Source organism: Demetria terragena DSM 11295, assembly GCF_000376825.1.
Lineage (GTDB): Bacteria > Actinomycetota > Actinomycetes > Actinomycetales > Dermatophilaceae > Demetria > Demetria terragena.
Genome location: NZ_AQXW01000004.1, coordinates 1,412,443 through 1,437,456, shown reverse-complemented (window position 1 = coordinate 1,437,456; position 25,014 = coordinate 1,412,443). Strand labels below are relative to the sequence as shown.

The window sequence follows — 25,014 nt, the reverse complement described above, 5'->3', positions numbered from 1 at the left end:
GGGTTCGCCTACTCGACCGGCGTGTGTGGGGGTTCGCCTACTCGACCGGCGTTGGTGGGGGTTCGCCTACTCGACCGGCGTTGGTGGGGGGCTTGCCTACTCGACCGGCGTTGGTGGGGGCTTGCCTACTCGACCGGCGTGTGTGGGGGCTTGCCTACTCGACCGGCGTGTGTGGGGGCTCGCCTGCTCGACCGGCGTGTGTGGGGGCTACTTCAGGAGCGGACTGACCCGATCAGCGATCTCGACCGACGCTGCTCCTAGCAGGCCGCCGCGAGTCTCATATGGGCTATACGTCGAGCCGTCGAGGTGGCGCAGGACACCGCCGGTCTCCGCGAGGAGAAGTGCGCCCGGGGCGTGATCCCATGGCATCGCGTGGGTGTACGTGATGAAGTCAGCCCCGCCCATGGCCAGCTGGGGGTAGTCGACGCCGCAACACACCCATGACAGCTTTAACGGCGGTAGGTCGCCCAGGACGACGCCCTCGGACGAGCGGCGCGACGTCACGCCGGCAAGGGCGCCCATCGGATCAGGGGCGCGGTGGGCGATGCGTACGCCATCGACCCAGGCGCCAGCGCCGCGTTCTGCGACGAACGCCTGGCCGTGCTCCGGTTGCCAAATCCAACTGCGCACAACCTCGCCGTGCAGGACCTCCGCCACCATGACGGCGTGGTCAGGGGACCCGTGCACAAAATTCTTCGTGCCATCAATAGGGTCGACCGTGAACCAGTGGTCGAGCTCGGACAAGCCCTCCAGCAGCGTCGGGTCGGCGGCAGTGGCTTCTTCCCCAATCACGGTCGCGTCAGGGTAGGCCGACTGTAGCTCGCGGGTGATGACCACCTCGGCCTCGCGGTCAGCGACAGTCACGAGATCGCCGGGGTTCTTCTCCATCACCTCGCCCTCGGCGAGTGCTCGAAAACGGGGCGTAATGACCTCAGCGGCCACCTCGCGCAGCATGGTCAGGACGGCATCGGAGTCCACTCGATCATCATGCCTCACCGCGCACGGACCTGCTGCCCCGCCAGCGACGCGGGCCATCGGCCCCGAGCGCCGTACCCTGTACGCAGGAGTCGGCATTCGTCGGCGGTCACCTCGATCCAAGGCAGGCAGCGATGAAGCGCGAAGGCGTCAAGCGGATGGTCACCGGTGGTGTGTTCTTCTTCCTGCTGGCCCCGCTGGTGTTTGTCGTGGCCCTGGTGTTGGGCGTCGGCCAAGTCATCAGCGGTATCGACGAGTCCACGGTCCCACCCGGTGGCACGATCCAGCTCGACTCCGGCGCCGAGACGTCCGTCTTTGTGCTCGGGCTTGACCCGCAGGTCGACACAGAGACCGGATCGGCCACCGCCCTTCCCGACTGCACGGTCAAGGATCCCTCGGGTTCAGAGGTCGCACTATCGAGAACCAGTCAGAGCTCCGAGGTGACCTCGGGTGACCAGACGTTCACCTCGGCCTACTCCTTTACCCCCGCGGAGACCGGCGCGTACACCGTGACCTGCGGCACGAACGACACCCTCGTGATCGACTCCGGCCTTGCTGGCATGGCTGGAAAGGGAGTGATCCTGGTCTTCGTCGCGATCGGAGTGCCGTTCATCATCGGCATTGTGGGTCTCGGGCTGTTCATCTGGGGACTGGTGAAATACAACTCCTCAAAGCGGAGAATGGCCCAGGGCGGCCCCGGTCCGCATGGCTACCCGTACAACCAGCAGCCACCCCCTTACTACAACGGTTGAGCGTCCGCACCGCGAGCAGATCGAATATCAATTTCGGCACTCCCGGATGAGCCGCTAGCCTGACCAGTGCAGATGTCTGTGTGGCGTGAGTACCGGTGCGATGTGGGGATCCGAACCACTCGACTGCGTCGCGACATCCGCTCCAATTCATGTGAGAAGTAGGTGGACAGTGCCATCCGGCAAGGTGAAGTTCTTCGACGCCGACAAGGGTTTCGGCTTTGTTTCTGGCGACGACGGCCAGGACGTGTTCCTGCCCTCCAGCGCACTGCCCTCTGACGTCACCAAACTCAAGGCCGGTACGCGGGTCGAATACAGCGTTGCCGAGGGCCGTCGTGGGGCGCAGGCGCTCAGCGTGACCGTGCTCGACGGTGGACCGTCGCTGCACGCGCGGTCGCGTAAGTCGACGGATGACATGAGCATCGTGGTGGAAGACCTGATCAAGTTGCTCGACGGCGTCGGCACGTCGCTGCGCCGGGGTCACTACCCGCCGGCGCCACAGGCCGCCAAGGTTGCCGCTGTGCTGCGCGCCGTTGCCGACGACATCGAGGGCTGACATGCCGACGCTCAAGGTCGACAAAGTGCTGGTGGATGACGCCGCCCAGGCCCTGGCCCGCGAAGCCGCCGTGGCGATCGCCGAACCGGGCACGGTCGGTGACCACGTCAAGGCCGAGATGACCTCGGATCGGCTGGCGACCCATCACTTCGCCTGCACCGCCAAGGGATACCCGGGCTGGGTGTGGTCGGTGTTGCTCGCACGGGCACCCCGCCAGCGCCATGCCACCATCTGCGAAACCCACCTGCTGCCGACCTCCGAAGCGCTGCTCTCGCCGGAGTGGTTGCCCTACGCTGAGCGGCTCGCGCCGGGTGACGTCAACGCCGGGGATGTCACGCCGTATGTCGCGGACGACCCCAGTTTGGAGTTTGGTTTCGAGGCAACGGGCGAAGAAGACGTTGACCAGGTCGCGATCTTTGAATTGGGCCTCGGGCGTACGCGTGTGCTGTCCGGCGAAGGCCGAGAGCTCGCCGCGCGCCGGTGGTACGACGGCGACCACGGCCCGCAGGCAGAGGTCGCCAAGCAAGCTCCTGCCGCGTGCGGCTCGTGCGGGTTTCTCGTGCCGATGGCTGGCGTGCTCCGACAGACCTTTGGCGTCTGCGCCAGCGAGTGGTCACCCTCCGATGGCTCAGTAGTCTCCTTGGACCACGGGTGCGGCGCGCACTCCGAAGCCGATGCCCCTGCATCCTCGCCGGAGCGCGTCGAGCCACCGGTCATGGACGACTTCGCCGTCGACGTTTCGACCTAGGCGCTAGCCGCCCCACGCTCAGGCTTCGGCCGCATTTCCCCGGCCGCGTCGGACGTAGATCCAGCCGAGCGCACCCAGGACGAGCCCAGCGACGGGCACCCAAACCCACCAGGCGCGCTCTCCTTCATGCAGCGTCGGAACCGCGAGGACGACCGCTAAGGCGACTGCCCACAGTCCGAGACCGATCTCAATAACTCGGGCGGTGTTGACCTGCACGGGTGGAGGCGTCACGGGCGGTTCGTCGGCCTGAGTCCCGAAGTCGCCCGAATTGCTCACCAACCCAGCATAGGCTCGGACCATGGGCAATCCCGAAACTCGTACGCAGGCCTCCGCGCTCGACCGCTACTTCCACATCAGTGCTCGTGGCTCCTCTGTGGCCCAGGAAGTCCGAGGCGGCCTCGTCACGTTCTTTGCCATGGCCTACATCGTCGTGCTCAACCCGTTGATCATCGGCACGGTCAAGGACGGCACCGGTGAATTCTTGGGCGGGGGAAATGCGCCCAATCTCGCCATGGTGGCGGCCGCGACGGCGTTGATTGCGGGAGTCATGACGATCCTGATGGGACTCGTCGCCAATTTCCCAATGGCCCTCGCAACAGGCTTGGGGCTCAACGCTTTTGTGGCGTACGGGATCGCGGCCCAACCCAATGTCACCTGGGCCGATGCCATGGGCCTGGTGGTGCTTGAAGGCATCATCATCCTGTTGCTCGTACTGACCGGGATCCGCAAGGCGGTGCTGCGCGCGATTCCCGCTGCGCTGCGTACCGCGATCACGATTGGCATCGGCCTGTTCTTGACCTTCATCGCCTTGTATGACGCTGGCATCGTGCGCCAGGCGCCCGCGGTCCCAGTCGAATTGGGCGCCGGGGGCGAACTCACCGGATGGCCAACCCTCGTCTTTGTCCTCGGCCTGTTCACGATCGCCGTCCTCATGGCACGCAAGGTCGGTGGCGCGATCCTGTACGGCATCGTCGGAGCGACGGTTCTTGCTCTGATCGTGGAGGCGGTCGGTCATGTCGGTGGTCGTACGGACGCCACCGGCAAGGTCGTGAACCCCGGCGGATGGAGCTTGACCATCCCCAAACTGCCTGAGCAGGTCGTGGATTTGCCCGACCTGGGCTTGCTAGGCAACTTCTCGCTACTGGGCTCGTTCGAGTCGTTGGGTGCCGTAGCGGTCATTCTCACGATCTTCACCCTGCTGCTCGCCGACTTCTTCGACACCATGGGCACGATGGTGGCGGTCGGCTCAGAAGGCGACCTGTTGGATGAGGACGGGTTGCCGGAGGGCAGCCAGAAGATCTTGGTCGTCGACTCGGTCGCCGCGATTGCTGGTGGTGCGGGCGGCGTGAGTAGCAATACGTCGTACATCGAGTCGGCTGCGGGGGTCGGGGATGGTGCCCGGACCGGACTGGCGTCGATCGTCACGGGCGGGTTGTTCTTGCTCTCGATGTTTTTCGCGCCGTTGGTGTCGATGGTGCCGCACGAGGCCGCGACCCCTGCGCTGGTCATCGTCGGATACCTCATGATGACGAACGCGACGGATATCGACTGGAAGGACATCGAGGTCGCACTGCCAGCGTTCCTGACGATGGTCCTGATGCCGTTCTCGTATTCGATCTCCGCAGGAATCGGCGCGGGCTTCATCTCCTACGTCCTGCTCAAGGTGGTGCGCGGGAAGTCCTCCCAGGTGCACCCGCTGCTCTGGGCCGTGTCTGGGTTGTTTGTGCTCTACTTCGCGGTCGACCCGATCAAGACGTTGTTCGGCGTGAGCTGAACTTCCCGCCGCGTCGAGTGGCGGCGAATGAGTGGTGTTAAGGGTTTCGTACCCCTGATTTGGCGCTAGTCGACGCGGGCGGCGGCGCGGGGGTGTGGTCTCGACAGGCTCGACCGGCGTGAGGGCGTGGTCTCGACCGGCGTGAGGGCGTGGTCTCGATACGGCGCTCGCCTACTCGACTGGCGCTGTCGGCAGATCCTCGGCATCCACGATCCGGTACGCATACCCCTGCTCGGCGAGGAAGCGCTGCCGGTGGGCGGCGTACTCCGCATCGACGGTGTCGCGGGTGACGACCGTGTAGAAATGCGCCGTACGCCCATCGCCCTTGGGACGCAGCACCCGGCCGAGACGCTGGGCCTCCTCTTGGCGGGAGCCGAACGTCCCCGACACCTGAATCGCCACGGACGCCTCAGGCAGATCGATCGAGAAGTTGGCGACCTTGCTCACGACTAGCGTGGAGATCTCACCGTCCCGGAACGCCTGATAGAGCTTCTGCCGCTGCCCCACCGGCGTCTCGCCGGTGATGAGGTCAGCGTTCAACCGCCCGGCAAGGCCTTCGAGCTGGTCGAGGTACTGGCCGATGACCAGCGTGGGGGCGCCCTGGTGCTGGCGCACCAACTGCTCGACCACGCTCTCCTTGACCGGCGCGCACGAGGCATAGCGGTAGCGGACGTCGGCCTCGGTGGTGGCATACGTCATCCGCTCGGTCTCGCTGAGACTCACGCGCACCTCGACACAGTCCGCGGGCGCGATGTAGCCCTGGGCCTCGATGTCCTTCCACGGGGCGTCGTAGCGTTTCGGGCCGATGAGGCTGAAGACGTCGGACTCGCGACCGTCCTCGCGTACGAGCGTGGCGGTGAGTCCGAGTCGGCGACGGGCTTGCAGGTCAGCCGTCATGCGGAAGATCGGCGCGGGCAGCAAGTGCACCTCGTCGTAGAGCACCAAACCCCAGTCGCGGGCGTCGAGTAGTTCCAGGTGCGGGTGGACGCCCTTGCGCTTCATCGTCAGCACTTGGTACGTCGCAATCGTCACCGGGCGAATCTCCTTGCGGGCGCCCGAATATTCACCGATCTCGTCCTCCGTGAGCGACGTGCGCGCCAACAACTCATCGCGCCACTGCCGGGCACTGACGGTGTTGGTCACCAAGATGAGAGTGGTCGCCTTCGCCTCTGCCATCGCGGCCGCGCCGACGAGGGTCTTGCCCGCGCCACACGGCAGCACCACGACACCGGACCCGCCGTGCCAGAAACCGTCAACGGCTTCCTGCTGGTACGGCCGCAACGACCACCCATCCTGGGCGAGGTCGATCTGGTGGGCCTCGCCGTCGACGTATCCCGCGAGGTCTTCAGCGGGCCAACCGGCCTTGATCAGTTGTTGCTTGATCGCTCCGCGCTCGGAGTTGTGCACCACGACCGTCAGGTCGTCCAGGCGCTTGCCAATGAGCGGCTGAATCTTCTTGTGCCGCAACACTTCTTCGAGGACAGGCTTATCGGTCGTGACCAGGGTGAGTTGGTCGCCATCGCGCTCGAGCCGCAACCGGCCGTAGCGGTCCATCGTCTCGGCGACGTCAATGAGCAGGGCCTGCGGGACGGGGTACCGCGAGAAACGAAGCAAGACATCGACTACCTGCTCGGCGTCATGACCCGCCGCACGCGCATTCCACAACGCCAGCGGGGTGACGCGATAGGTGTGGATGTGTTCAGGTGCACGCTCCAGCTCCGCGAACGGAGCGATGGCGTGCCGCGCTTCCGTCGCCAGGTCGTGGTCGACCTCCAGCAAGATGGTTTTGTCACTCTGAACGATCAGCGGCCCGTCTGGCATGCATACCTCATCTCAATAGACGCCCACGGGGCGTAACGACGCGGCAGCCGACAACCTTCCCGTCGTACGGGTTCAGCTTGTTGCGATGTAGATCAGGCCGCCCAAGATGGCGAGATTCTTAGCGAACTGCACCTGCTCAGCCGCCTTCTGCTGCGGGTCGGTCTTCTCCCAAAAGGCGTGCCCGGCGAGGGTGGTCGGCACCAGGGACGCACCCAACGCGGTAGCCGAGAGGCGGGGCGCGATACCAAGGGCCAGGGTGCTGCCAGCAACGGCCTGGACGACTGCGTTGGCCTGCACGAGTTGCTCGTCGCTTGCGGGCACCGGAGCAGTCTGGCGCAGTTGGGACAGCAGGCCACCGGCAAGTTGCGCTCGGCCGGACGGGTTGCTGAAGCTGTCGATACCGCCTTTGATGAAGATGGCTGATGTGCAGGCGCGGGCTGCGAAGCGAAGAAGACTCATACCCTCCAGCCTAGAAGGCAATCCCTGGCCAGTGTGCGGGGCGGGGCGTGGCGTGAGATGGCACGATGCCAACCATGAGTCTTCCGACAACGGTGTCGACGCCTGGTATGCCCGAGCAGATCACGATCTACGAGGTCGGACCGCGCGACGGATTGCAGAACGAAAAGTCCGTGATTCCCGCCGGGATCAAGGCCGAGTTCGTCCGCCGTCTCGTGGCGGCGGGTCTCAACACCGTCGAGGTCACCTCGTTCGTCCCGCCGTCGTGGATTCCGCAACTTGCCGATGCGGCCGAGGTGATGGAGTCGCTTGGCGAACTCGGTCGCCAGCGCACCCGGCCGGTGCTCGTACCCAACCAGCGCGGACTCGACAACGCCCTTGAAGCGGGCGCCCGCGCGGTCGCGATCTTCGGCTCCGCGACTGAGACATTTGCCCGCAAGAACCTCAACCGCACCATCGCCGAGTCGATCGACATGTTCGCGCCGGTGGTCCAGCGCGCCCAGGAGGACAAGGTGTGGGTGCGGGCTTATGTCTCCATGTGTTTCGGCGACCCGTGGGAAGGGCCGGTGCCCATCGCGCAGGTGGTCGACGTGTGCGGCCGATTGATGGACCTCGGCTGCGACGAGTTGAGCATCGGCGACACGATCGGCGTGGGTACGCCAGGTCACGTCTCCCGGCTCCTGGAGGCGCTGGATTCCCAAGGCATCGCGACCTATCGCACCGCAGTGCACTTCCACGACACCTATGGGCAGGCACTGTCGAACACGCTCACCGCCCTGCGGCACGGCGTACGCACCGTGGACGCCTCAGCTGGAGGACTCGGCGGCTGCCCCTATGCCAAGTCCGCTACGGGAAATCTCGCGACCGAGGATCTCGTCTGGGCCTGTCGGGGTCTGGGCATCGAAACGGGCGTCGACCTGGACGCGCTGGTGGCGACAAGCATTTGGATGGCTGAGCAGCTTGGGCGGCCGTCGCCGTCGGCGGTGGTTCGTGCCCTGGCAGGTGCCACATCCACCGAGCGCACGCCTACGGTGGAGTCATGACGCGCTCTGGCATCACCCTCGACAACTTTGATCGCTCTGTTCGCCCGCAAGACGATCTCTTCGGTTTTGTGAATGGCACCTGGTGTGCCACCCACGACATTCCGGAGGACCGCGCGAGGTACGGATCCTTTGATCGGTTGCGCGAGGAAGCCGAGGCCGCGATGGTCGACATCATCCGGTCGGCGGCGGCGTCCGACGCGGAGCCGGGGAGCGCGCGGCGCAAGGTCGGCGACCTGTTCACCTCGTTTGTCGACGAGGCCCGCGCCGAAGAACTCGGTATGACGCCCATCGCTGACGATCTCGTGGCGGTCGAAGCGATTTCTAGTCCGCGTGACCTTCTTCAGGTGCTCGGCGGGTTGGAGCGCGCTGGTATCGACGGCTTTGTCGGGTTCTACTCGATTGCCGACGCCCGCAACAGCACGCACAACGTGCTCTACCTCTCGCAGGCTGGCATCGGTCTTCCCGACGAGTCCTACTACCGCCTCGAGGAACACGCCGAGGTGCGTGACAAGTACGTCGCTCACATCGGGCGCATGTTTGATCTCGCGGGGCTCGACCCGACCGAGGCTGATCGGGTGATGGCACTAGAGACCCGGCTGGCTGAGTCGCACTGGGATCGGGTGGCCTGCCGCGACGCGGTGAAGACGTACAACAAGTTGACTCGGGCCGAACTCGAAGAGATCACGCCCGGTGTCGCCTGGGACGCGTGGCTCGGCGGGCTCCAGGCGGACCCCAAAGTGTTGGACCCCGCCGTCGTCCAGCAGCCTTCCTATCTCACCGGATTCGCCGACGCACTGCGCGAAGAGCCGTTGGAGGCGTGGCAGTCCTGGCTGCGGTGGCGCATCCTCCGTGGCCGCGCGTCCTACCTGGCCGACGCACTCGTGCGCGAGCAGTTCGCGTTCTACGGCAAGGAGCTGTCGGGTACGCCGCAGCTGCGCGAGCGCTGGAAGCGTGGCGTCTCGCTCGTCGAGGAATTCATCGGCGAAGCGGCCGGCCAGCTCTATGTCGAGCAGCATTTCCCGCCCCACGCCAAGGCGCGTATGCAGGAGTTGGTGGCCAACTTGACGGAGGCATACCGGCGCGATTTTGAGACTTTGGAGTGGATGAGCCCACAGACGCGGGAGCGCGCGCTGGACAAACTCTCCAGCTTTCGGCCAAAGATTGGCTATCCGGATGAGTGGAAAGACTACTCCGACATAGAAATTCGTCCCGACGACCTGGTGGGGAATGTGGCCCGCGCGACGGCTTGGGAGATTGACCGGATGCTCAATCGCGTCGGTGAACCAGTCGACAAGGGCGAGTGGTTCATGACCCCGCAGACGGTGAACGCGTACTACATGCCCACCATGAACGAGATCGTTTTTCCGGCGGCGATCTTGCAACCGCCATTCTTCGATGTCGACGCCGATGATGCGGTCAACTACGGCGGCATCGGTGGCGTCATCGGTCACGAGCTGGGCCACGGCTTCGACGATCAGGGCTCCCGGTTCGACGGCGATGGCAATCTCACCGACTGGTGGACCGAGCAGGACCGTGAGCGTTTCGATGCCTTGTCGCAGAAGCTGATTGATCAGTTCAGTGAGCTCGAGCCGCGAGACGCGCCGGGTAGCAAGGTCAATGGTGGTCTCACGGTGGGAGAGAACATCGGTGATCTGGGCGGCCTGACCATCGGGTTCAAGGCGTACAAGATCGCGCAAGAGACTTCGCCTGCGCCCGAACTCGACGGATTCACCGGAGACCAGAGGTTCTTCCTGGGCTGGGCGCAGGTGTGGTGTGGCAAGGCACGCGAATCCGAGGCCAAGCGGCTACTGACGATCGACCCACACTCCCCAATGGACTTGCGTGCCAACGTGGCTCGCAACCTGTCCGAGTTCCACGAGGCGTTCGGGGTTGGCGAGGGGGACGGGATGTTCCTGGCGGAGGACGAGCGCGTCCGCATTTTCTAACGCAATCGACCACCAACGCCGGTCGAGCAGGCGAGTACCCACTAACGCCGGCCGAGCGCCTACTAACGCCGGTCGAGCGCCTACTAACGCCGGTCGAGCAGGCGAGCGCCCTGGCGCGAGCCGTGTCGAGACCTTGGGGGGGTGGTCTCGACTCGGCCTCGGCTAGCGCCTCGGCCTGCTCGACCAGCAATGGTGGGGTCAACGGTGTGGTCTGGTGTCATCCGATGACACCAGATCAAACCGCTGGCCCATGAGGTCAGCATCCGTCCGGAAGCCAGGTGGTGATGAGGCATGAGCACTCGACAACTGCAGATCACGATCGATGCGCGAGACCCGCGCGCCCTATCCGCCTTATGGCGGGAGGCCCTCGGGTACGTCTTCCCGCCCCCGCCCGGTGTGGAGCTCGAACCGGGTGAGCGCCCACTGACGCCGGTCGAGCAGGCGAGCGCCCTGGCGCGAGCCGTGTCGAGACCTTGGTAAGTGGTCTCGACACGGCCTCGGCTAGCGCCTCGGCCGGCTCGACCGGCGTTAGGGGGTGGTCTCGACACGGCCTCGGCCTGCTCGACCGGCGTTGGGGGGTGGTCTCGACTCGGCCTCGGCTAGCGCCTCGGCGCGCTCGACCAGCGTTGGTGGGTGGAGTTCTGTCTCGACTAGGCCCTCAGGAGACGGGCTCCGCCGCGCGGTCGCGTACCGGTGGCCTGGAGTATTCCAGCGCCGGGTCGACCGGGTCGGCTCCGAAGACCTTGCGGTCTTTGAAGTAGTTCATCTTCAGGCGCCACGGCTCGCTTGAGCCCTGCTTGGGGAACTGGTCCACGGCTCGCAGCACGTAGCCGGCGGCGAAGTCGAGGAACGGTTCTTCGCCGACCGAGTCGTCGCGTCGCGGAGTCACAACCGTCTGGCCCGTGGTCTCCATGTGCCGCAGCATGCGCGCGGTGTAGGCGCACACCAGGTCGGCTTTCAGGGTCCATGAGGCGTTCGTGTAGCCGACGATGAAGGCAAAATTGGGGATGCCGGAAAGCATCATTCCCTTGTACGCCATCGTGTCGGGTAGGTGCACCGTCTCGCCGTCGATGGCGAGTTCGGCGCCACCGAAAGCGACCAGGTTGAGGCCGGTCGCCGTGACCACGATGTCGGCCTCAAGCTCCTGACCGGACTGCAGCCGAATCCCCTTCTCCGTGAAGCGATCGATCTGGTCAGTGACAACGTCGACGTCGTGCCGGCGCAGCGCCCGGTAAAGGTCGCCGCCAGGAACCAGGCACAGGCGCTGGTCCCACGGGTCATACGGCGGCTTGAAGTGCTTATCGACGTCGATGTCCGACGGCAGCTGACGCTTGGACATAGCGCGCAGGTATGCACGCGCCGCCTTGGGGCGCGCCTGGCAGAACTCGTAGAACGCGGTTGACTGCGCGATGTACCGACCGCGCACCAGGACCGATGAGATCTTCGGGGGCAGTTTCTCCATCATCGCTTTAGCCATCGAGTCCTTGCCCGGCTGGCTGATGATGTAGGTCGGAGTCCGCTGCAGCATGGTCACGTGCGCTGCTCCGGAGTCGGCCATGGCGGGTACGAGGGTGACCGCCGTTGCGCCAGAACCGATCACGACGACACGCTTGGCGGTGTAGTCCAGATCCTCCGGCCACAACTGGGGGTGAATGACCTGCCCCTTGAAGTCCTCACGACCGGCGAAATCTGGTGTGAATCCCTGGTCGTAGCGGTAGTAGCCCGACGTGGAAAACAGGAAGTTGCTGGTGAGTTCGATGGTTTCGCTCGTGCCCGATTCGGGTTCCGCGCGCTCGACAGTAACCGTCCAGCGAGCATCGGCGGACGACCAGTCGGCGCGCAGCAACTTGTGGTGGTAGCGCACGTGCTGGTCAATGCCGTGCTCGGCGGCGGCCTCGTGCAGGTAGGAGCGGATGTCAGCGCCGTCGGCGATCGACTTCTCACCACGCCACGGCTTCCACCGGAAGCCGAGGGTGTACATGTCCGAGTCGGAGCGAACACCGGGGTAGCGGAATAGATCCCACGTGCCGCCGATGGCTCCGCGCATCTCCAGGAGGGCGTACGTCCGCTGCGGGAACTCCTTCGACAGGTGGTAGGCCATGTCGATGCCGGACAGGCCAGCGCCGATGATCAGGTGGTCGACGTGCTCGGGTTGGGGACTCATGCGGCACCTGCCTGGTCAGTGGTGGTCGTGTCAGCGGTCTGGCGGAATCGGGCGCTGGTCGAGCGGCCGAGCGCACGCACCTCGGCATCCATCTGCGGGAGCAGCTTTCTGGTCTTCGGGTTCATGATCGCCTGGGTGAGCCGACTCGACAGGACGGCACGGCCCTGGGCGAGCGCACCGACCCAGCCGGGGACGTAGACATGGCGGCTGCGCCGCTCCAAACCTTCGACGACCGCTGCGACGCAAGTCTCGACATCGGTCGTCTTGCTCATGGGGTACGGCATCGACTTGAGCATTGCGCGGAAGGCGCCGAGGTCCTTCTTGGCGTCCTGCACCATCGGGGTATCGATCCAGGACATGTGGGCCGTACCGACATCAACGCCCTGCCAGTTGACTTCGAGGCGCAAGGCATAAGCGAAGTGCTCGACGCCAGCCTTGCTGGCGTTGTACGCCGCGAGGCCGGGTGCCGGGGCAAAGGCTGCGAGTGAGGACACCACCAGCAGGTATCCCTTGCGTTCGATGAGGGTGGGGAGTGCCGCCCGCGCGGTATGGAAGACGCCGAGCAGGTTGATATCGATGACCCGCTTGAAGTCAGCCGGGTCGACCTGGGCCACCGAGCCATAGGACGCGATCCCAGCGTTGGCGAGCACGAGATCAATGCCGCCGAAGCGCTCGGTCGCCGCAGCGACCACAGCCTCCATCTGCGCGAGATCAGTGACGTCGGCAACGTGCGTGAGTACGTCATCGCCCAGCTCGCGCGCGATGAGGTCAAGCGCTGCGGTGTCGATGTCGGATAGGACGAGGCGGGCACCGCGAGCGGCGAGTGCCCGGGCAGTATCGGCGCCAATTCCGTTGGCAGCACCAGTGATCAGCGCAACCTTGCCGGTGAGGTCGGTCGTACGAGGCATGAAGATGCTCCTCGGTCGGGGTGGATTCAGGCAGATGGTTCGGTGAGGTCGAGCGCTGCGAGCAGCTCCTCGATGGGCACGTCCGGTAGATCGATGCCGCGCGATGTGGCCATGCCTTCGATCTGAAGCCAGACCACTTGGCAGGTGAACTCGGTGAAGTAGGCCACGTCAGGTCGCAGGGTGTCGCGACTGGTCCAGCGGCGTACGGACTCAAAGCAGTTGCCGATCAGGCCAAAGACCCAAGGCTCTAGGCTGTCGCGGTCGTCTTCTGAGAGCTCGGCGCCGAGGAGCACGACGAAGGCGCTCATGAGAAATTCGATCTGCTGGGCGATCTGTTCGATCGAGGTATCGAGCGGTTTGGGAGCATCGCCGGGCAGGTCACGCTCGGCGAATCGCATGAGCGCGGGGTTGGCGACCGCCCAGTGCACGAATCCGGTCACGGCTCGATCGGAGATCTCGCGCGGGGTGCCATGGAAGTCGAGCTCCTCGGCGAGCGCCATCCCGAGCTGCGAGCAGATCTCCTGTTGTACGGCGAGGTCAAGGTCGGCACGGTCCTCGAAGTGGCGGTAGAGCACCGACCGGTTGATCCCGGCGCGCTCGGCAATGTCCTGAACGTTGACTTCGGCACCCGGTTTGCTGGACTCGATGAGTTCGAGTGCAGCGGACAGGACCGCCTTGCGCCGCTCAGTCTTGTGCTGTTCCCATCGCAGGCTGCGGCCGTCGGTCGAGGCTGGTGCATTCACGAGAACAGGATGGCTCATCAGGCGACCCCACGCGCTGTCAACGGCCGCGGCATCGCGGTCGCACCGGCGTCTAGGTCGTCCAGGAGTGAGCTGACGGTCTCCTGAGCGCAGGTCTTGTTGGTGCCGATGAAGCCGCTCGGTCCGCGCTTGATCCAGCCCACGACATAGACGCCGGGAGCGACCCTGCCCTGCTCGTGCGGCACCGTTCCCGCGACCTCATTGAACGGCAGGTCCGCAACGGGTTTGCCGCGGAACCCAATGGCGCGGATCACGATGCCAGCCTCGATCGTCTCGGTGTCGCTGGTCATCTGAGCGCGGACGCCACCGTCGGGATCGGCGATCAGTTCGTTGCGAGCGACGAGGACGCCGGTCACTCGTCGGGTGCCGGTGACCTCAACCGGCGAGGTCGTGAAGCGCAGCACGATGCGTCGACGGTGGTCGTCGGGAGACTGTGGCCTGGCCGCAAGGTCGGCCAGGACTCGCCCACTCGCCGTCGTTCGGTCGAAGTCGGTCGAATTGGCCTCGACTCGCACGTTGATGTCTTCAAGGCCGGCGAGACCAATGAGTTCCGGGGCGGTGAAGGCGGCCTGGGCCGGCCCGCGCCGACCGAGAATGACCACCTCGCGAAGGTCGCTGTGCTGCAAGGTTTCCAGCGCCATGTGATCGATGCTGGTCTCGGCGAGAGCGGCAGGGTCGGCCGTCAGGATCCGGGCCACATCAAGGGCGACGTTGCCGTTGCCAATGATGACCGCGCGCTGGGATGGGTTGGCAATCTGGCCGAGCGGAACGTGGAGATCGCTTTGCTCTGGGTGGCCGTTGTACCACCCCACGACATCGGTCGCCGCGAGTGAGCCGGTCAAGTCTTCGCCGGGGATACCGAGCGGTCGATCGGCGCTGGCGCCAACGGCATAGACCACGGCGTCGTACGTTTCCCGCAACTGCGTCAACGTGATATCGACTCCGACTCGCTCTCCAAGGCGGTAGGAAAACCGAGGTTCGCGCTCGATGGCCGCGAAGAGGTCGGAGATGCCTTTGGTGTGCTGGTGATCGGGTGCAACGCCGAACCGGGCTAGGCCGTGCGGCGTTCGAAGTTGATCAAAGACCTCGACCGATGACACTTCCGGGTGGGCCAGCAACTCGTCGGCGGTGTAAAGGCCCGCCGGGCCGGCACCGACGATCGCCACGCGAAACGGGCCCGGGCGACGCAGCCTGCGCTGGGCTGGGACATGCGCCACCGGCGAGCGATCTTCGTGCGGAAACATCTCGTAGTACTCAGCATTCAACTGCAGGAAGGGTTTCTGCGCAGAGTTCAAGCTGGTGTCGGGCACGATCGCCCCGACGGGACATGCCGTGGTGCAGGCGCCGCAGCCCACGCATGTCTTGGGGTCGACGTACAGCATCTCGGTGGTGCCGAATCCTGGTTCTCCAGGTGCCGGGTGGATGCAGTTGACCGGGCAGGCCACCACGCAGGACGCATCCGCGCAGCAGGACTGGGTGACGACGTAATGAGCCATGACGATCCGGAATCAGGTGGCCGCGTTGGCGGGCTGGCTGCGGAAGCGCGAGGGGCGGCCGTTGATCTTCATCAGAGACCACACGCGCCGAGAGGTGCGGTTCATCAACCCGGTCTCTTCGGCCAGCATCCGCACATCGCCGAACATGTCGCGTAGCACCTTGGCGGAGCGGTCAGACTTCCACCAGATCTCCTTGACTACGTCTTCTGGGATTTGCAGGTCTTGGACCATTTGCTTGCTCGGCTTCATGATCACGTCGCACAGGGTGCGCATGATGACCGGCATCAGGACCGACACCACGCCCCGCTCGACCTTGTTGAGCGAGCCGGCACGGTTCTGCAGGTATTGATGGGCGAACCCGATGTGCCGGGCTTCTTCGGCCACATGGATCTGCATGATGCGCCTCACCAGCGGGTGCATTCGGTCGCCCGAGCGCAGGATTTCCTTCTGCAAGTGATCGATTGGTTCCTCGCCGGCGAGCACCCCAATGAAGAAGACATAGGGGTGAATGCTCCCGGCCATCGCAATGATCGGGACCATTCGGCGGAACCAGGCCGGGCTACCCGCGGCGTTCGTCCCTGAGCGATTCACGAACTCCTGGAACATCTGAGTGTGGTGGCACTCTTCGGTGGCCTCATGAGTGGAGTAGCGGAACTCCGGGCTGCCGTTGGGCAGGGTCAGGGCGTGATTCATGATCCCGCCGATCAACAGCTGCTCGAACTGCAGGCCGACCTTGGCGAGGTTGGCCATCCGATACATGCCCACCTCGATTTGGCGCTCTCGGGGCAGCGATTGGTACCACTGTGTGCCGCCGAGCGCGTCCACCGCGGAAAGAATCCACCGGTCGTCGTCGGGGACGATCGCATAGTCCGGATGGTCCCAGTCGATGTCCTTGAATGCGTCGAAGTGCTGCTCGACCGATGCCTCGGACAGCGTTTGCAGCGTCGCGAGGTAGTCCTCGCTGCGCTCCGGCGCCGTGTTGTCCATCTGCGGCTTACGAGCGGTCATCGTCATGGTCGTCCACCTTTCGCGACGTGGTGCCCGGCTGTGAGCCAAGTCACTGCAACATCGTGTCGCAGTGAAATCTAGACGCAACATGGTGTCGCACACAAGGGGGTGCGGCCGAAAACTTTCGTAAAGGTAAGTTGCGGATGTCGGCGGCAGGCTAGTCCGGGAGAACAACCCCGGTGACGCGGTGCATCGCGAACGCCCGCCGGTTGGCCGAGCCGTCGACGGTGCCGACGGCGCGCCCGCCCTGCACCTGCTCTGGGCGGAACAGCGCTCGGCGCGGGGACCCGGTTTCATCGACATACCCGATCCATACCGCGGCGCCCTCAGCGGCGGCATCCGCAAGCAACGTGACCGCAACGGTCGCATCGGTCTCCGGAATCGGCGGACCCTGTTGTGTTGCAGCGCGTTCGACGTCTGCGGCCTCGCGTCCACGAAGCCGCCCGACCAGTTCGATGGCCAGGTCGGCGTCCAGCGACTCAACACTCACCGGGGAGGGGCCGCCTCGGGTCACGCGAGCCCGTCGCGCCTGACGACCAGTCAGCAGGATCCCGCCGTCGGAAGTCTCAGCCACCGGGGAATGCTCGGACAATTGGGCCACGGCGGTCGCCGCGGGCACGGGTGACACCAGAACGGTTGGGGCGATCCGGCGAAGTTGGAGCGGTGCCAGATCGGGGTCGGCGAGCATCGCCGACAGCGCGGTCTCGTCGTCGCTGCGGATGTAGCAGCCGACGGCGCCAACCCGGGCTTGTCCGTGTCGACGTGCAACATCGGCGGTGAGGTATTCCAAGGGCTGCGGCAAGGGGGTCAGGGACGCCGCTCGAAGTTGTTCGAGCAGGTCGCCAGAGGACATCCCCGAGTCCAGCGCGCGGCGTACGCTTCCCGGGCTGAAGCGGAAAACGGTTGCCCCACCGCGCGATTCGATGTCGGCGGAGAGGCGCATCAGGCGGTTGATCTCGTCAGTCAGCGGGCCCGGTGCCACTGCGGTCAGGTCGGCTTGGATGAGCACATGACCGATGGGCTCTGGCAGGTGGGCTGCCGCCAGCGCGATGAGGCCGTCTAGGTCGACGGCGTCGTGGAGTCCGCGTCCGACGGCACTCAGCGCTCCGCGACCGAGCACTCCGAGCCAGGTCGCCTCCTGAATCACGGTCGCGGCTTGCGTCGGCGCGCCGGTTGGCAGCCGGAGTGGGCGTCGCCAGCGCAGGTGGTCTTCGATTGCGTCGATGGATGGGGCCGATCCCTCCGGCAGTCCGGCGAGAACCGCGACGACGTCCCGCCGCTGGGTACGCAGGAGTGGCCAGGCGGCCTGCTCGCTGAGGACATTGATGGCTTTGCCGTCGAGGCGTTGGCTCACGAGTGATGGTGCACGGCTGGTGTTCCACCATGCCGTGGCCAGGCGGGCCCAACGGTCACTGGGGGATGCGGCGCGCCACGAGTCGTATCCAACTGTTGGCAACCAGGACGGCTCAATTTCGGCGTCAGTCGCGAAAAGTCCTGCCGCAGTGGCGATCTCGATGACGAATGCGGATCGTTCCGCCGAGATATCGAGGAGCGAGGAGACGGCCTTGTGATCCTTGACCGCCAGGCCTCCGGAGCGTAAAACCCGCGGCGGGTTCGACTCCCAGGCATGTGCGACTTCTTCGACTTGGCTGAGTAGTTCGAGCGCCTCGGCGCCTGAAGCTGCGTCCACATCGGTGGTGCTGCGCGTGGGCAGCCCGGTCGAGGGTGGCGGGTCTAGCGGGTGCTGGTGCAAGCGGCCGCCGCGAAGGGCCAGAGCCACCTCGCGGGGCAGAATCACATCAGTGCCGTCGGCTCGTACGAGTAGCTGGGCGTCGATGAGTTCTTCACGCGCGGCGCGCAGAGTGGGGCCGTCGAGGGTGGCCCGGGGAACCGTCCAGCGCATCCTCTCCAGGACCGTGCGCGCCGCCTCGCCGAGGCGGCCGACAGCGGCGTCGATGTCGGCAGGTGGGCGGTGCGCGAGCGTCGCGGCTGGCGGGCCGAGGCCAGCCGGGTGGGTCAGGGATTCCCCAATGGCCCGCGCTGGGCGCAGTCCATTGGGCGCAGACCACAGCAGGCCGCGTCGCCACAGTTCGTCCAGCGCATGGGTGATACACGCCATGTCAGTGCCCAGCAGGTCCGGCGCGCCAGGTGCCGAACCGGCGACGAGCACCGCCTCAAGGACGTGCAAGAGACCGGCGTCGAGGTGTTCCAGGGCGCGTCGGGTGCTGGGTACGGTCGCCGCGCGGGCCGCAAGCGCGCTCAGATTGGCCGGGGCTGGCCGCGCTAAGTCGGGGCGGTGCTGCACGAGGAGGGCCAACTCATCGTCGTTGCGCGATCGTAGGTCGTCGGCATACGAGCGAGCGGGTTCAGGCACTTGCCCACTTTAGGTGTACATCGCACCCGGCCATGCGTCCGACTCCTATGGTGGAACCCATCGCACCCTCGCACCCAGGAGGTCATCGTGCCCGGCTCCACCGCCCCGCCGTCCTATGCGTCCGGAATCTCCGACGTGCCCCTGCTCGGGGACACCATTCCGGCCAACCTCGCCCGGACTGTTGCCGCGTTCGCGTCGCGGGAGGCCTTAGTCGATGTGCCGACAGGGCGACGGTGGACCTACGCCGAGTTTGCCGCCGACGTCGATGCCGTGGCCAAGGGGCTGCTTGCCCGCGGGGTCCAGAAGGGCGATCGGGTCGGCATCTGGGCGCCGAACTGCCCCGAATGGACCTTGCTGCAGTACGCCACGGCGCGGGTCGGTGCGGTGCTCGTCAACGTCAACCCTGCCTATCGCGCGCACGAGCTGACGTTTGTCATCAATCAATCGGGGATGCGCACTCTGGTGAGTGCCAAAGCACACAAGACATCTGATTACCGCAGCATGGTCGAGGAGGTGCGCGCCGACTGCCCCGGGCTGGAAGAGGTCTATTACATATCGCTCGACGCCAGCCCGATCGAAGGCTCGAGTGGTTGGGCGGACCTGGTCGGGGCGGGCTCAGGCATCGCGGACGAGGATCTTGAGGCGCGTACGGCGGAACTGACGACCGACGACCCCATCAACATCCAATACACCTCTGGGACAACGGGATTTCCCAAGGGGGCCACCCTCTCGCACCACAACATTCTCAACAACGGCTTCTTCGTCGGCGAGACGGTCGGCTACAGCGAGGCCGACCGAGTGTGCATTCCGGTGCCGTTCTATCACTGCTTCGGCATGGTGATGGGAAACCTCGCGTGCACCACCCACGGCTCAACCATGGTCATTCCGGCGCCATCGTTCGATCCGGTCGCGACGCTGGATGCGGTGGTCGCAGAACGGTGTACGTCGCTCTATGGCGTGCCGACCATGTTCATTGCGGAGCTTGGCCTTGAGACTTTTGCGGATTATGACCTGTCCGCGCTGCGTACCGGGATCATGGCGGGCTCGCCGTGCCCGGTCGAGGTGATGAAGCGGGTGGTGGCCGAGATGAACATGAGCGAGGTCGCGATCTGTTATGGCATGACCGAGACCTCGCCGGTGTCGACGATGACTCGCGTCGACGACGATTTGGCGCGACGCACGGAGACTGTCGGCCGGGTGATGCCGCACTTGGAGATCAAAGTCGTTGATCCAGTGTCCGGTCTTCCGATGGCGCGGGGCGAGGCGGGAGAGCTGTGCACCCGCGGCTACTCGGTGATGCTCGGGTACTGGGAGCAGGAAGAAAAGACGGCTGAGGCGATTGATCCCGCGCGCTGGATGCATACCGGTGATCTCGCCACGATGGATGACGACGGCTATGTGTCCATCGTCGGTCGCATCAAGGACCTGGTGATCCGAGGTGGGGAGAACGTCTACCCGCGTGAGATTGAAGAGTTCCTCTACACCCACCACGGTATTGCGGATGTGCAAGTGATCGGGGTGCCGGATGAGAAGTATGGCGAAGAACTCATGGCCTGGATCATCATGAAGCCCGACGCGGAACCGTTGGATGCCAACGCGATTCGCGAGTTCTGTACCGGGCAGCTGGCGCACTACAAGATCCCAAAGTATGTGCACGTGACCGAGGAGTTCCCGATGACCGTGACCGGGAAGGTCCGCAAGGTCGAGATGCGCGAGCGCGCGACAGAGATCCTGGCCCCATGAGCCAGTCGTATGCCCCCAGCGGCGAGCAATGGACTATCCGCTACGGCGACCAGCACGCCACCATCGTGCAGGTTGGTGGCGGCATCAGGGAGTACGTCGTGGGCGGCAAGCCCGTCCTCTTCGGCTATGACGCATCAGCCAAGGCTGATGCCGGGCGAGGCCAGATGCTCATGCCGTGGCCGAACCGGATCCGCGACGGGCAGTACACCTTTGCGGGTCGCGATCAACAGCTCGCGTTGAGCGAACCGGCGCGCGCCAATGCATCGCATGGACTGGTGCGGTGGGCCATATGGACGCTTGAGTCGATGGAAGATAGTGCGCTGACAGTCACGTATTCACTACTACCGCAACAAGGTTGGGATGCCGCGCTAAAACTGACGATGCGTTATGCCCTCGGCGAGGACGGGCTGACAGTGACGCCTTCGGCGACCAACGTTGGTGACACTGCGGCTCCGTTTGGCTTCGGCGCCCACCCTTACCTCACCGCTGGCGAGCCGACGGTGGACGAGGCGAGTCTGCGACTTCCCGCGGAGACCCTGATCCGGGTCGATGACCGGCTCATCCCCAACGGAAGTGCGCCCATCTCCCCGGACCTGAATTTCTCGGCGCTCCGGTCAGTCGGAGATGTGGCCCTCGACCATGCCTTCACCGATCTGCAGCCTGACGACGACGGGCGGTGGCGGGTCACGATCGCCTACGGGGGGCGGGTAACCACCCTGTGGGCCGACGCGAGCGCCTACCCCTATGTCCAAGCGTTTACCGGAGACTCGCTGCCCGGTGGCCGCAGTCGCGCCACCGGAATTGCCGTCGAGCCGATGACCTGTCCCGCAAATGCGTTCGCGACTGGAGACCACCTGATCGTGCTCGAACCGGGGGAGACCTGGAGCGCCGGCTGGGGAGTACGCGCGGACTAAGCGGTGCGTGCCGGGTCGCGTACGGCAGGATTGGCCGGGTGAATCCTTCGATGGCCATCGCGACCGTGCTGATTGACGAACTGATCCGGCACGGCATAAAGGACCTGGTGTTGTGCCCGGGCTCCCGCTCGGCGCCGCTGGCGTACGCCGCGCATGAGGCCGACGCCAAGGGTCGCCTGAGGCTCCATGTGCGTGTCGATGAGCGCTCGGCGGGGTTCCTCGCGCTGGGGCTCGGCAAGGTGACGCGCGTTCCGGTGCCGGTCGTCACCACCAGCGGAACCGCAGCGGCAAACCTCTACCCAGCAGTCCTCGAGGCTGCGCACGCAGCGGTCCCGCTCATCGTCATGACCGCCGACCGCCCGCCGGAATTGCGGGGTCTCGGGGCGAATCAGACGACCGACCAGGTGAAGCTGTTTGGTGCGTCCTGTCGTTGGTTCCATGAGCCGGGGGCGCCGGATATTCGAGGTGGGCAGAACGCCAACTGGCGCAGCGTCATTGGGCGCGCGGTGGCCGAGAGCGAAGGTCTGCCCAGCGGTGACGCCGGACCGGTGCATCTCAATATCCCGCTGCGGGAGCCGTTGGTGCCGACTGACGATGTCGCCGAATGGCCCGAATCCCTTGAGGGTCGGCCCCGCGGTGTGCCATGGCTGGAGTTGCGTACCCCCGGTCATCACCCAGCGGTGGGCTCCGGTCCGGGTATCGCGCCCGTACCCCGAACTCTCGTCATGCTCGGCGACCTACCCAACCCGAGTCGGGCGGTAGAACTCTCGGAATTGGCTGACGTCGCCGGATGGCCGTTGATCGCCGAACCTTTCGGCCGTTATCACCGTGGCCGCAGCATGCCCCACGGGTCACTCATCCTGCAGGCCGAAGAATGGCTTGAGGAAAACCGGCCCGAGCGGGTCCTGGTAGGTGGGCGCCTGACGCTGTCCCGCCCGGTGCAGCGCCTGCTCGCGCACCCCGACACCACGGTCGAGGCGGTCACGGCGCTCACGACCTGGGCGGACCCAGGTCACGTCGTCCGTCGGGTGCACGACTGGGCCGACGTCCTCCGCAGCCACGACGCCGTCTCTGGGTGCGTCGATCGCCAGTGGGCTTCTCGGTGGCGCAAGGCCGGATCTGCTTTGGTGGAATCCGTGGGTGATCTGGTCGCGGAGTCCTGGCCGAGTGGGCCAGCGATTGCCTCCACGGTGGTGCACCACGCGCCGATGGGGTCGCACGTCTACGTCGGGTCGTCGAACACGGCCCGCGATTTGGAGATCGGACGAAACCCGTCGCGCATCGCCAAAGACGTTCTGGCAGTTAGTAATCGAGGTCTTGCTGGAATCGATGGCGTGCTCAGTTCGGCGATCGGGCTGGCACTTTCCCGACCAGACTCACCAACCTTCGCGATCGTTGGCGACCTGACCTTCCTGCACGATTCGAACGCCTTCCTCATCGGGCCGAACGAGCCGCGCCCAGATCTCACGATTGTCGTCCTTAATGACGATGGTGGCGGCATCTTCGGCGTGCTGGAGCCAGGCCAGGCCGAGTTGGCAGGACCGTTCGAGCGGATCTTCGCGACGCCGACCGGGACACGCTTCGCTGACCTGTGCGCCGCCCACGACATTGAGCACGAACTGGTCTCCGACGTCGATCGCCTCGCAGAGCGGATCATGCACCCCTCGAAGGGAATTCATGTCGTCGAGGTACGCATGGACCGGGCCGGTCAGCGCGACTTGCGGGAGTCGATCGTGGCGGCCGCCACCCAGGCTGTGCTGGCGACCTAAGACATCGCGAAGGTCAGAATCCCACCGAGCCAGCTGGCCCAGCAGCCGTGCGCATCATGTGCTCCAGCTCCACCACCGCGCCATCGCGCTGCTCGGTGAGCAAACCGCCTCGGTGGAGTGTCGGCAGGCCGCCCGCACCGAGGTAGGCGCTCGCCAACTGCTGAGTCGTGAGCGAGAGGTCGGCCGCACGATCGGTACGTTCCACACCGCCTTGGCCGTGGGCGGTCGCGGTGAGGAGCCAACGGCCGCCTTGGTCGGGCAGAACCTCGTCCGCGACCTCAATAACGACCTCGCCGGGTCCGGTATAGCCGCGCAGCGACATAGCCTTGGGCAGGTCGACGAAGCGAAGCCACAGGTTGTCGACGGACGGCCCGATGACGCCGCGCTCGCTGCCCAACCAGGCTCGAAGGACGTCGTCAGTGGGACGTGGCGAGATCTTCACTGTGGACATCAGATCCAGGCTGAGAAGTCTGCGCATTAGCGCGAGTTGAGCTGGTGGCGTCCCGACCAGTTCCACCGTGACCACGCCCTGGGGTTGGTCGTTGTCCCACTTGGGCTCGCGACGGAAGAACGCATAGCCGATGTCTGCACCGTTCTCGGTCGCGAGGAAGCACTGCCACGGCTCCTTCTCGTAGAGCACCTCGTGTGGCTCAGCGACGAACCGTTCGTAGGTCCGTAATTCCCGGACCACGCTGCCGTGGGCATGCATCGCAGCAGCGTGTGCGGCTGCACGCATCCGCTCCGGGACACCGTCCGCTCGTGCAGTCACGAGTCGGGTGGAGATGCGCGCGGCATCCTCCTCGAGTCCGGTCGCCTCCAGGGTCGTCCCGGTGCTCAGGCTGGCGACCGTCTTCGCCGCAGCGACTCCATAACCGAAGCGCCCGTAGATCGCTGGCTCGCTGGCGTTGAGGACCGAAAGCCCTGACGAATTTGCCGCCGCGGTTCGTTCGAAGTGGTCGCGCATCATCGCGCTGAGTACGCCCCGCCGTCGGGCATCGGGATGGACACCAACCCAGGTCAGACCGGCGACGGGAGCAACCAGGATCTCGTCCTGCGCGCCGGGGATGCTGAGCTCCAGGTCATAGACGCCGTAGATTCCGGCGTAGCACTCCTCGGTTGCCGGCCAGTCGTCGAGAACGGCAGCAAAGCGCTGCTCCTCTTGGGGTAGGACTGCGGTGTCCAGCGGAAGCGGCAGCCGCCCATCGGCCCATACCGTCAAGTCAGTCTGAAGAAACTTCTCGGCATCGTCCGCCCCGCGGATCTGAATCGTCACAGAACACAGTCAACTCCGTGGCTGGCGTCGTCGGCAATCGAATTGAATTGCTCAGCCCATCAGAAGGGCAGCGAGCGTGCCTCCGAGCTCGACCAGGAGAGCTTGATCGCCATCGGTCAACGGTTTACCGATCACCTCGACCGGTTCCGCCGCGAGCTTCCACGCCAGGCCGGTGGTGATGGACTCCACCGCCCGGCGAGCGCCAGTGGTGTCGCTGCGCCCATGAATCCAGAAGGAGAACGGGCGGGCATCGATCTTGCCGCGAATGTCGTCGTAGGTGCTGTCGAACGCGTGCTTCAGCGCGCCCGACATGTAGCCAAAATTGGCGGGAGTCCCGAGCAGGTAGCCGTCGGCGTGCAGAAAGTCATCGATCGTGACCTCCAGCGCCGACACTGCGCGTACGTCGACGCCGTCGATCGCGTCATCGTGCGCGCCTTGCAGCGTCGCCTCGTGCATTTCTCGAAGCAGCGGAGTCGGCGTGTGGTGCACGACCAACAGGGTGCGGCGGTTTGTCACGCAGTCCAGAGTAGGTGCCT

Annotated in this window: 22 protein-coding genes; 10 read left to right on the top strand and 12 right to left on the bottom strand. The window is 65.3% G+C overall.

Features of this window, described 5'->3' with window-relative positions:
• Window positions 1–207: 207 nt before the first annotated feature.
• A complete protein-coding gene (locus tag F562_RS0111135; RefSeq protein ID WP_018157039.1) occupies window positions 208–978 on the bottom strand; it encodes an inositol monophosphatase family protein in 771 nt (256 codons plus the stop codon).
• A gap of 131 nt (window positions 979–1,109) precedes the next feature.
• Between F562_RS0111135 and F562_RS0111130 the strand changes: the two genes are divergently transcribed.
• The 3 genes from F562_RS0111130 (at window position 1,110) to F562_RS0111120 (ending at window position 3,028) form a co-directional block, all read left to right on the top strand.
• Window positions 1,110–1,727 (top strand): hypothetical protein, encoded by a 618-nt coding sequence (locus tag F562_RS0111130; protein WP_018157038.1) that lies wholly within the window; start codon window positions 1,110–1,112, stop codon window positions 1,725–1,727.
• 169 nt (window positions 1,728–1,896) lie between these two features.
• Complete coding sequence (locus F562_RS0111125) at window positions 1,897–2,280, top strand: cold-shock protein (protein ID WP_018157037.1); 384 nt, start codon at window positions 1,897–1,899, stop codon at window positions 2,278–2,280.
• A 1-nt stretch (window position 2,281) separates the two neighbouring features.
• Complete coding sequence (locus F562_RS0111120) at window positions 2,282–3,028, top strand: DUF3027 domain-containing protein (protein WP_018157036.1); 747 nt, start codon at window positions 2,282–2,284, stop codon at window positions 3,026–3,028.
• 18 nt (window positions 3,029–3,046) lie between these two features.
• Here the strand turns inward: F562_RS0111120 and F562_RS18845 are convergent, their stop codons facing one another.
• The gene (locus F562_RS18845) at window positions 3,047–3,304 is read right to left on the bottom strand and encodes a DUF2530 domain-containing protein (RefSeq protein WP_245553640.1); all 258 of its coding nucleotides are present in this window, start codon (window positions 3,302–3,304) and stop codon (window positions 3,047–3,049) included.
• Between the two features lie 22 nt (window positions 3,305–3,326).
• On the opposite strand from F562_RS18845, the gene F562_RS0111110 reads away from it, so the two are divergent.
• A complete protein-coding gene (locus F562_RS0111110; protein WP_018157034.1) occupies window positions 3,327–4,802 on the top strand; it encodes an NCS2 family permease in 1,476 nt (491 codons plus the stop codon).
• A 171-nt stretch (window positions 4,803–4,973) separates the two neighbouring features.
• Here F562_RS0111110 and F562_RS0111105 read toward each other — a convergent pair whose 3' ends face one another.
• Both F562_RS0111105 and F562_RS0111100 read right to left on the bottom strand, forming a co-directional pair.
• Window positions 4,974–6,623: a DNA repair helicase XPB gene (locus tag F562_RS0111105; protein WP_018157033.1), complete on the bottom strand. Its 1,650-nt coding sequence runs from the start codon at window positions 6,621–6,623 to the stop codon at window positions 4,974–4,976.
• A gap of 72 nt (window positions 6,624–6,695) precedes the next feature.
• Window positions 6,696–7,082 carry a DoxX family protein gene (locus tag F562_RS0111100; protein ID WP_018157032.1) on the bottom strand — a complete coding sequence of 129 codons (387 nt, stop codon included), beginning with the start codon at window positions 7,080–7,082 and terminating at the stop codon, window positions 6,696–6,698.
• A 74-nt stretch (window positions 7,083–7,156) separates the two neighbouring features.
• Between F562_RS0111100 and F562_RS0111095 the strand changes: the two genes are divergently transcribed.
• From F562_RS0111095 to F562_RS20930, 3 genes are all read left to right on the top strand, one after another.
• A complete protein-coding gene (locus tag F562_RS0111095; RefSeq protein WP_051080233.1) occupies window positions 7,157–8,122 on the top strand; it encodes a hydroxymethylglutaryl-CoA lyase in 966 nt (321 codons plus the stop codon).
• Window positions 8,119–10,068 carry a M13 family metallopeptidase gene (locus F562_RS0111090; protein WP_018157030.1) on the top strand — a complete coding sequence of 650 codons (1,950 nt, stop codon included), beginning with the start codon at window positions 8,119–8,121 and terminating at the stop codon, window positions 10,066–10,068. The genes F562_RS0111095 and F562_RS0111090 overlap by 4 nt, the downstream gene beginning before the upstream one ends.
• Window positions 10,069–10,359: 291 nt before the next feature.
• Window positions 10,360–10,548 carry a VOC family protein gene (locus F562_RS20930; protein WP_018157029.1) on the top strand — a complete coding sequence of 63 codons (189 nt, stop codon included), beginning with the start codon at window positions 10,360–10,362 and terminating at the stop codon, window positions 10,546–10,548.
• A gap of 178 nt (window positions 10,549–10,726) precedes the next feature.
• On the opposite strand, the gene F562_RS0111080 is transcribed toward F562_RS20930, so the two are convergent.
• The 6 genes from F562_RS0111080 to F562_RS0111055 all read right to left on the bottom strand — a co-directional run bounded on the left by F562_RS0111080 (window position 10,727) and on the right by F562_RS0111055 (window position 18,779).
• Complete coding sequence (locus tag F562_RS0111080; RefSeq protein ID WP_018157028.1) at window positions 10,727–12,232, bottom strand: flavin-containing monooxygenase; 1,506 nt, start codon at window positions 12,230–12,232, stop codon at window positions 10,727–10,729.
• The gene (locus F562_RS0111075) at window positions 12,229–13,140 is read right to left on the bottom strand and encodes an SDR family oxidoreductase (protein ID WP_018157027.1); all 912 of its coding nucleotides are present in this window, start codon (window positions 13,138–13,140) and stop codon (window positions 12,229–12,231) included. The genes F562_RS0111080 and F562_RS0111075 overlap by 4 nt, the downstream gene beginning before the upstream one ends.
• A gap of 26 nt (window positions 13,141–13,166) precedes the next feature.
• Window positions 13,167–13,883 (bottom strand): TetR/AcrR family transcriptional regulator, encoded by a 717-nt coding sequence (locus F562_RS18840; RefSeq protein WP_040385801.1) that lies wholly within the window; start codon window positions 13,881–13,883, stop codon window positions 13,167–13,169.
• Window positions 13,884–13,900: 17 nt separating this feature from the next.
• Window positions 13,901–15,397: an FAD-dependent oxidoreductase gene (locus F562_RS0111065; RefSeq protein WP_018157025.1), complete on the bottom strand. Its 1,497-nt coding sequence runs from the start codon at window positions 15,395–15,397 to the stop codon at window positions 13,901–13,903.
• A gap of 12 nt (window positions 15,398–15,409) precedes the next feature.
• On the bottom strand, window positions 15,410–16,411 hold the full coding sequence (locus F562_RS0111060) for an AurF N-oxygenase family protein (RefSeq protein ID WP_018157024.1): 1,002 nt from the start codon (window positions 16,409–16,411) through the stop codon (window positions 15,410–15,412).
• 151 nt (window positions 16,412–16,562) lie between these two features.
• Window positions 16,563–18,779, bottom strand: a complete 2,217-nt coding sequence (locus F562_RS0111055) for a helicase-associated domain-containing protein (protein ID WP_018157023.1) — start codon at window positions 18,777–18,779, stop codon at window positions 16,563–16,565.
• 87 nt (window positions 18,780–18,866) lie between these two features.
• Here F562_RS0111055 and F562_RS0111050 point away from each other — a divergent pair, with 87 nt between their 5' ends.
• The 3 genes from F562_RS0111050 to menD are packed head-to-tail and all read left to right on the top strand — an operon-like array spanning window position 18,867 to window position 23,205.
• Window positions 18,867–20,522 (top strand): AMP-binding protein, encoded by a 1,656-nt coding sequence (locus F562_RS0111050; RefSeq protein ID WP_018157022.1) that lies wholly within the window; start codon window positions 18,867–18,869, stop codon window positions 20,520–20,522.
• Complete coding sequence (locus F562_RS0111045) at window positions 20,519–21,436, top strand: aldose 1-epimerase family protein (RefSeq protein ID WP_018157021.1); 918 nt, start codon at window positions 20,519–20,521, stop codon at window positions 21,434–21,436. Before F562_RS0111050 ends, F562_RS0111045 begins: the two co-directional genes overlap by 4 nt.
• 38 nt (window positions 21,437–21,474) lie before the next feature.
• Window positions 21,475–23,205, top strand: coding sequence for a 2-succinyl-5-enolpyruvyl-6-hydroxy-3-cyclohexene-1-carboxylic-acid synthase (gene menD / locus F562_RS0111040; protein ID WP_026181202.1), 1,731 nt, complete (start codon window positions 21,475–21,477; stop codon window positions 23,203–23,205).
• A 13-nt stretch (window positions 23,206–23,218) separates the two neighbouring features.
• On the opposite strand, the gene F562_RS0111035 is transcribed toward menD, so the two are convergent.
• Complete coding sequence (locus F562_RS0111035) at window positions 23,219–24,478, bottom strand: GNAT family N-acetyltransferase (RefSeq protein WP_018157019.1); 1,260 nt, start codon at window positions 24,476–24,478, stop codon at window positions 23,219–23,221.
• Window positions 24,479–24,529: 51 nt separating this feature from the next.
• Window positions 24,530–24,994 carry a flavodoxin family protein gene (locus tag F562_RS0111030; protein ID WP_018157018.1) on the bottom strand — a complete coding sequence of 155 codons (465 nt, stop codon included), beginning with the start codon at window positions 24,992–24,994 and terminating at the stop codon, window positions 24,530–24,532.
• Window positions 24,995–25,014 lie beyond the last annotated feature (20 nt).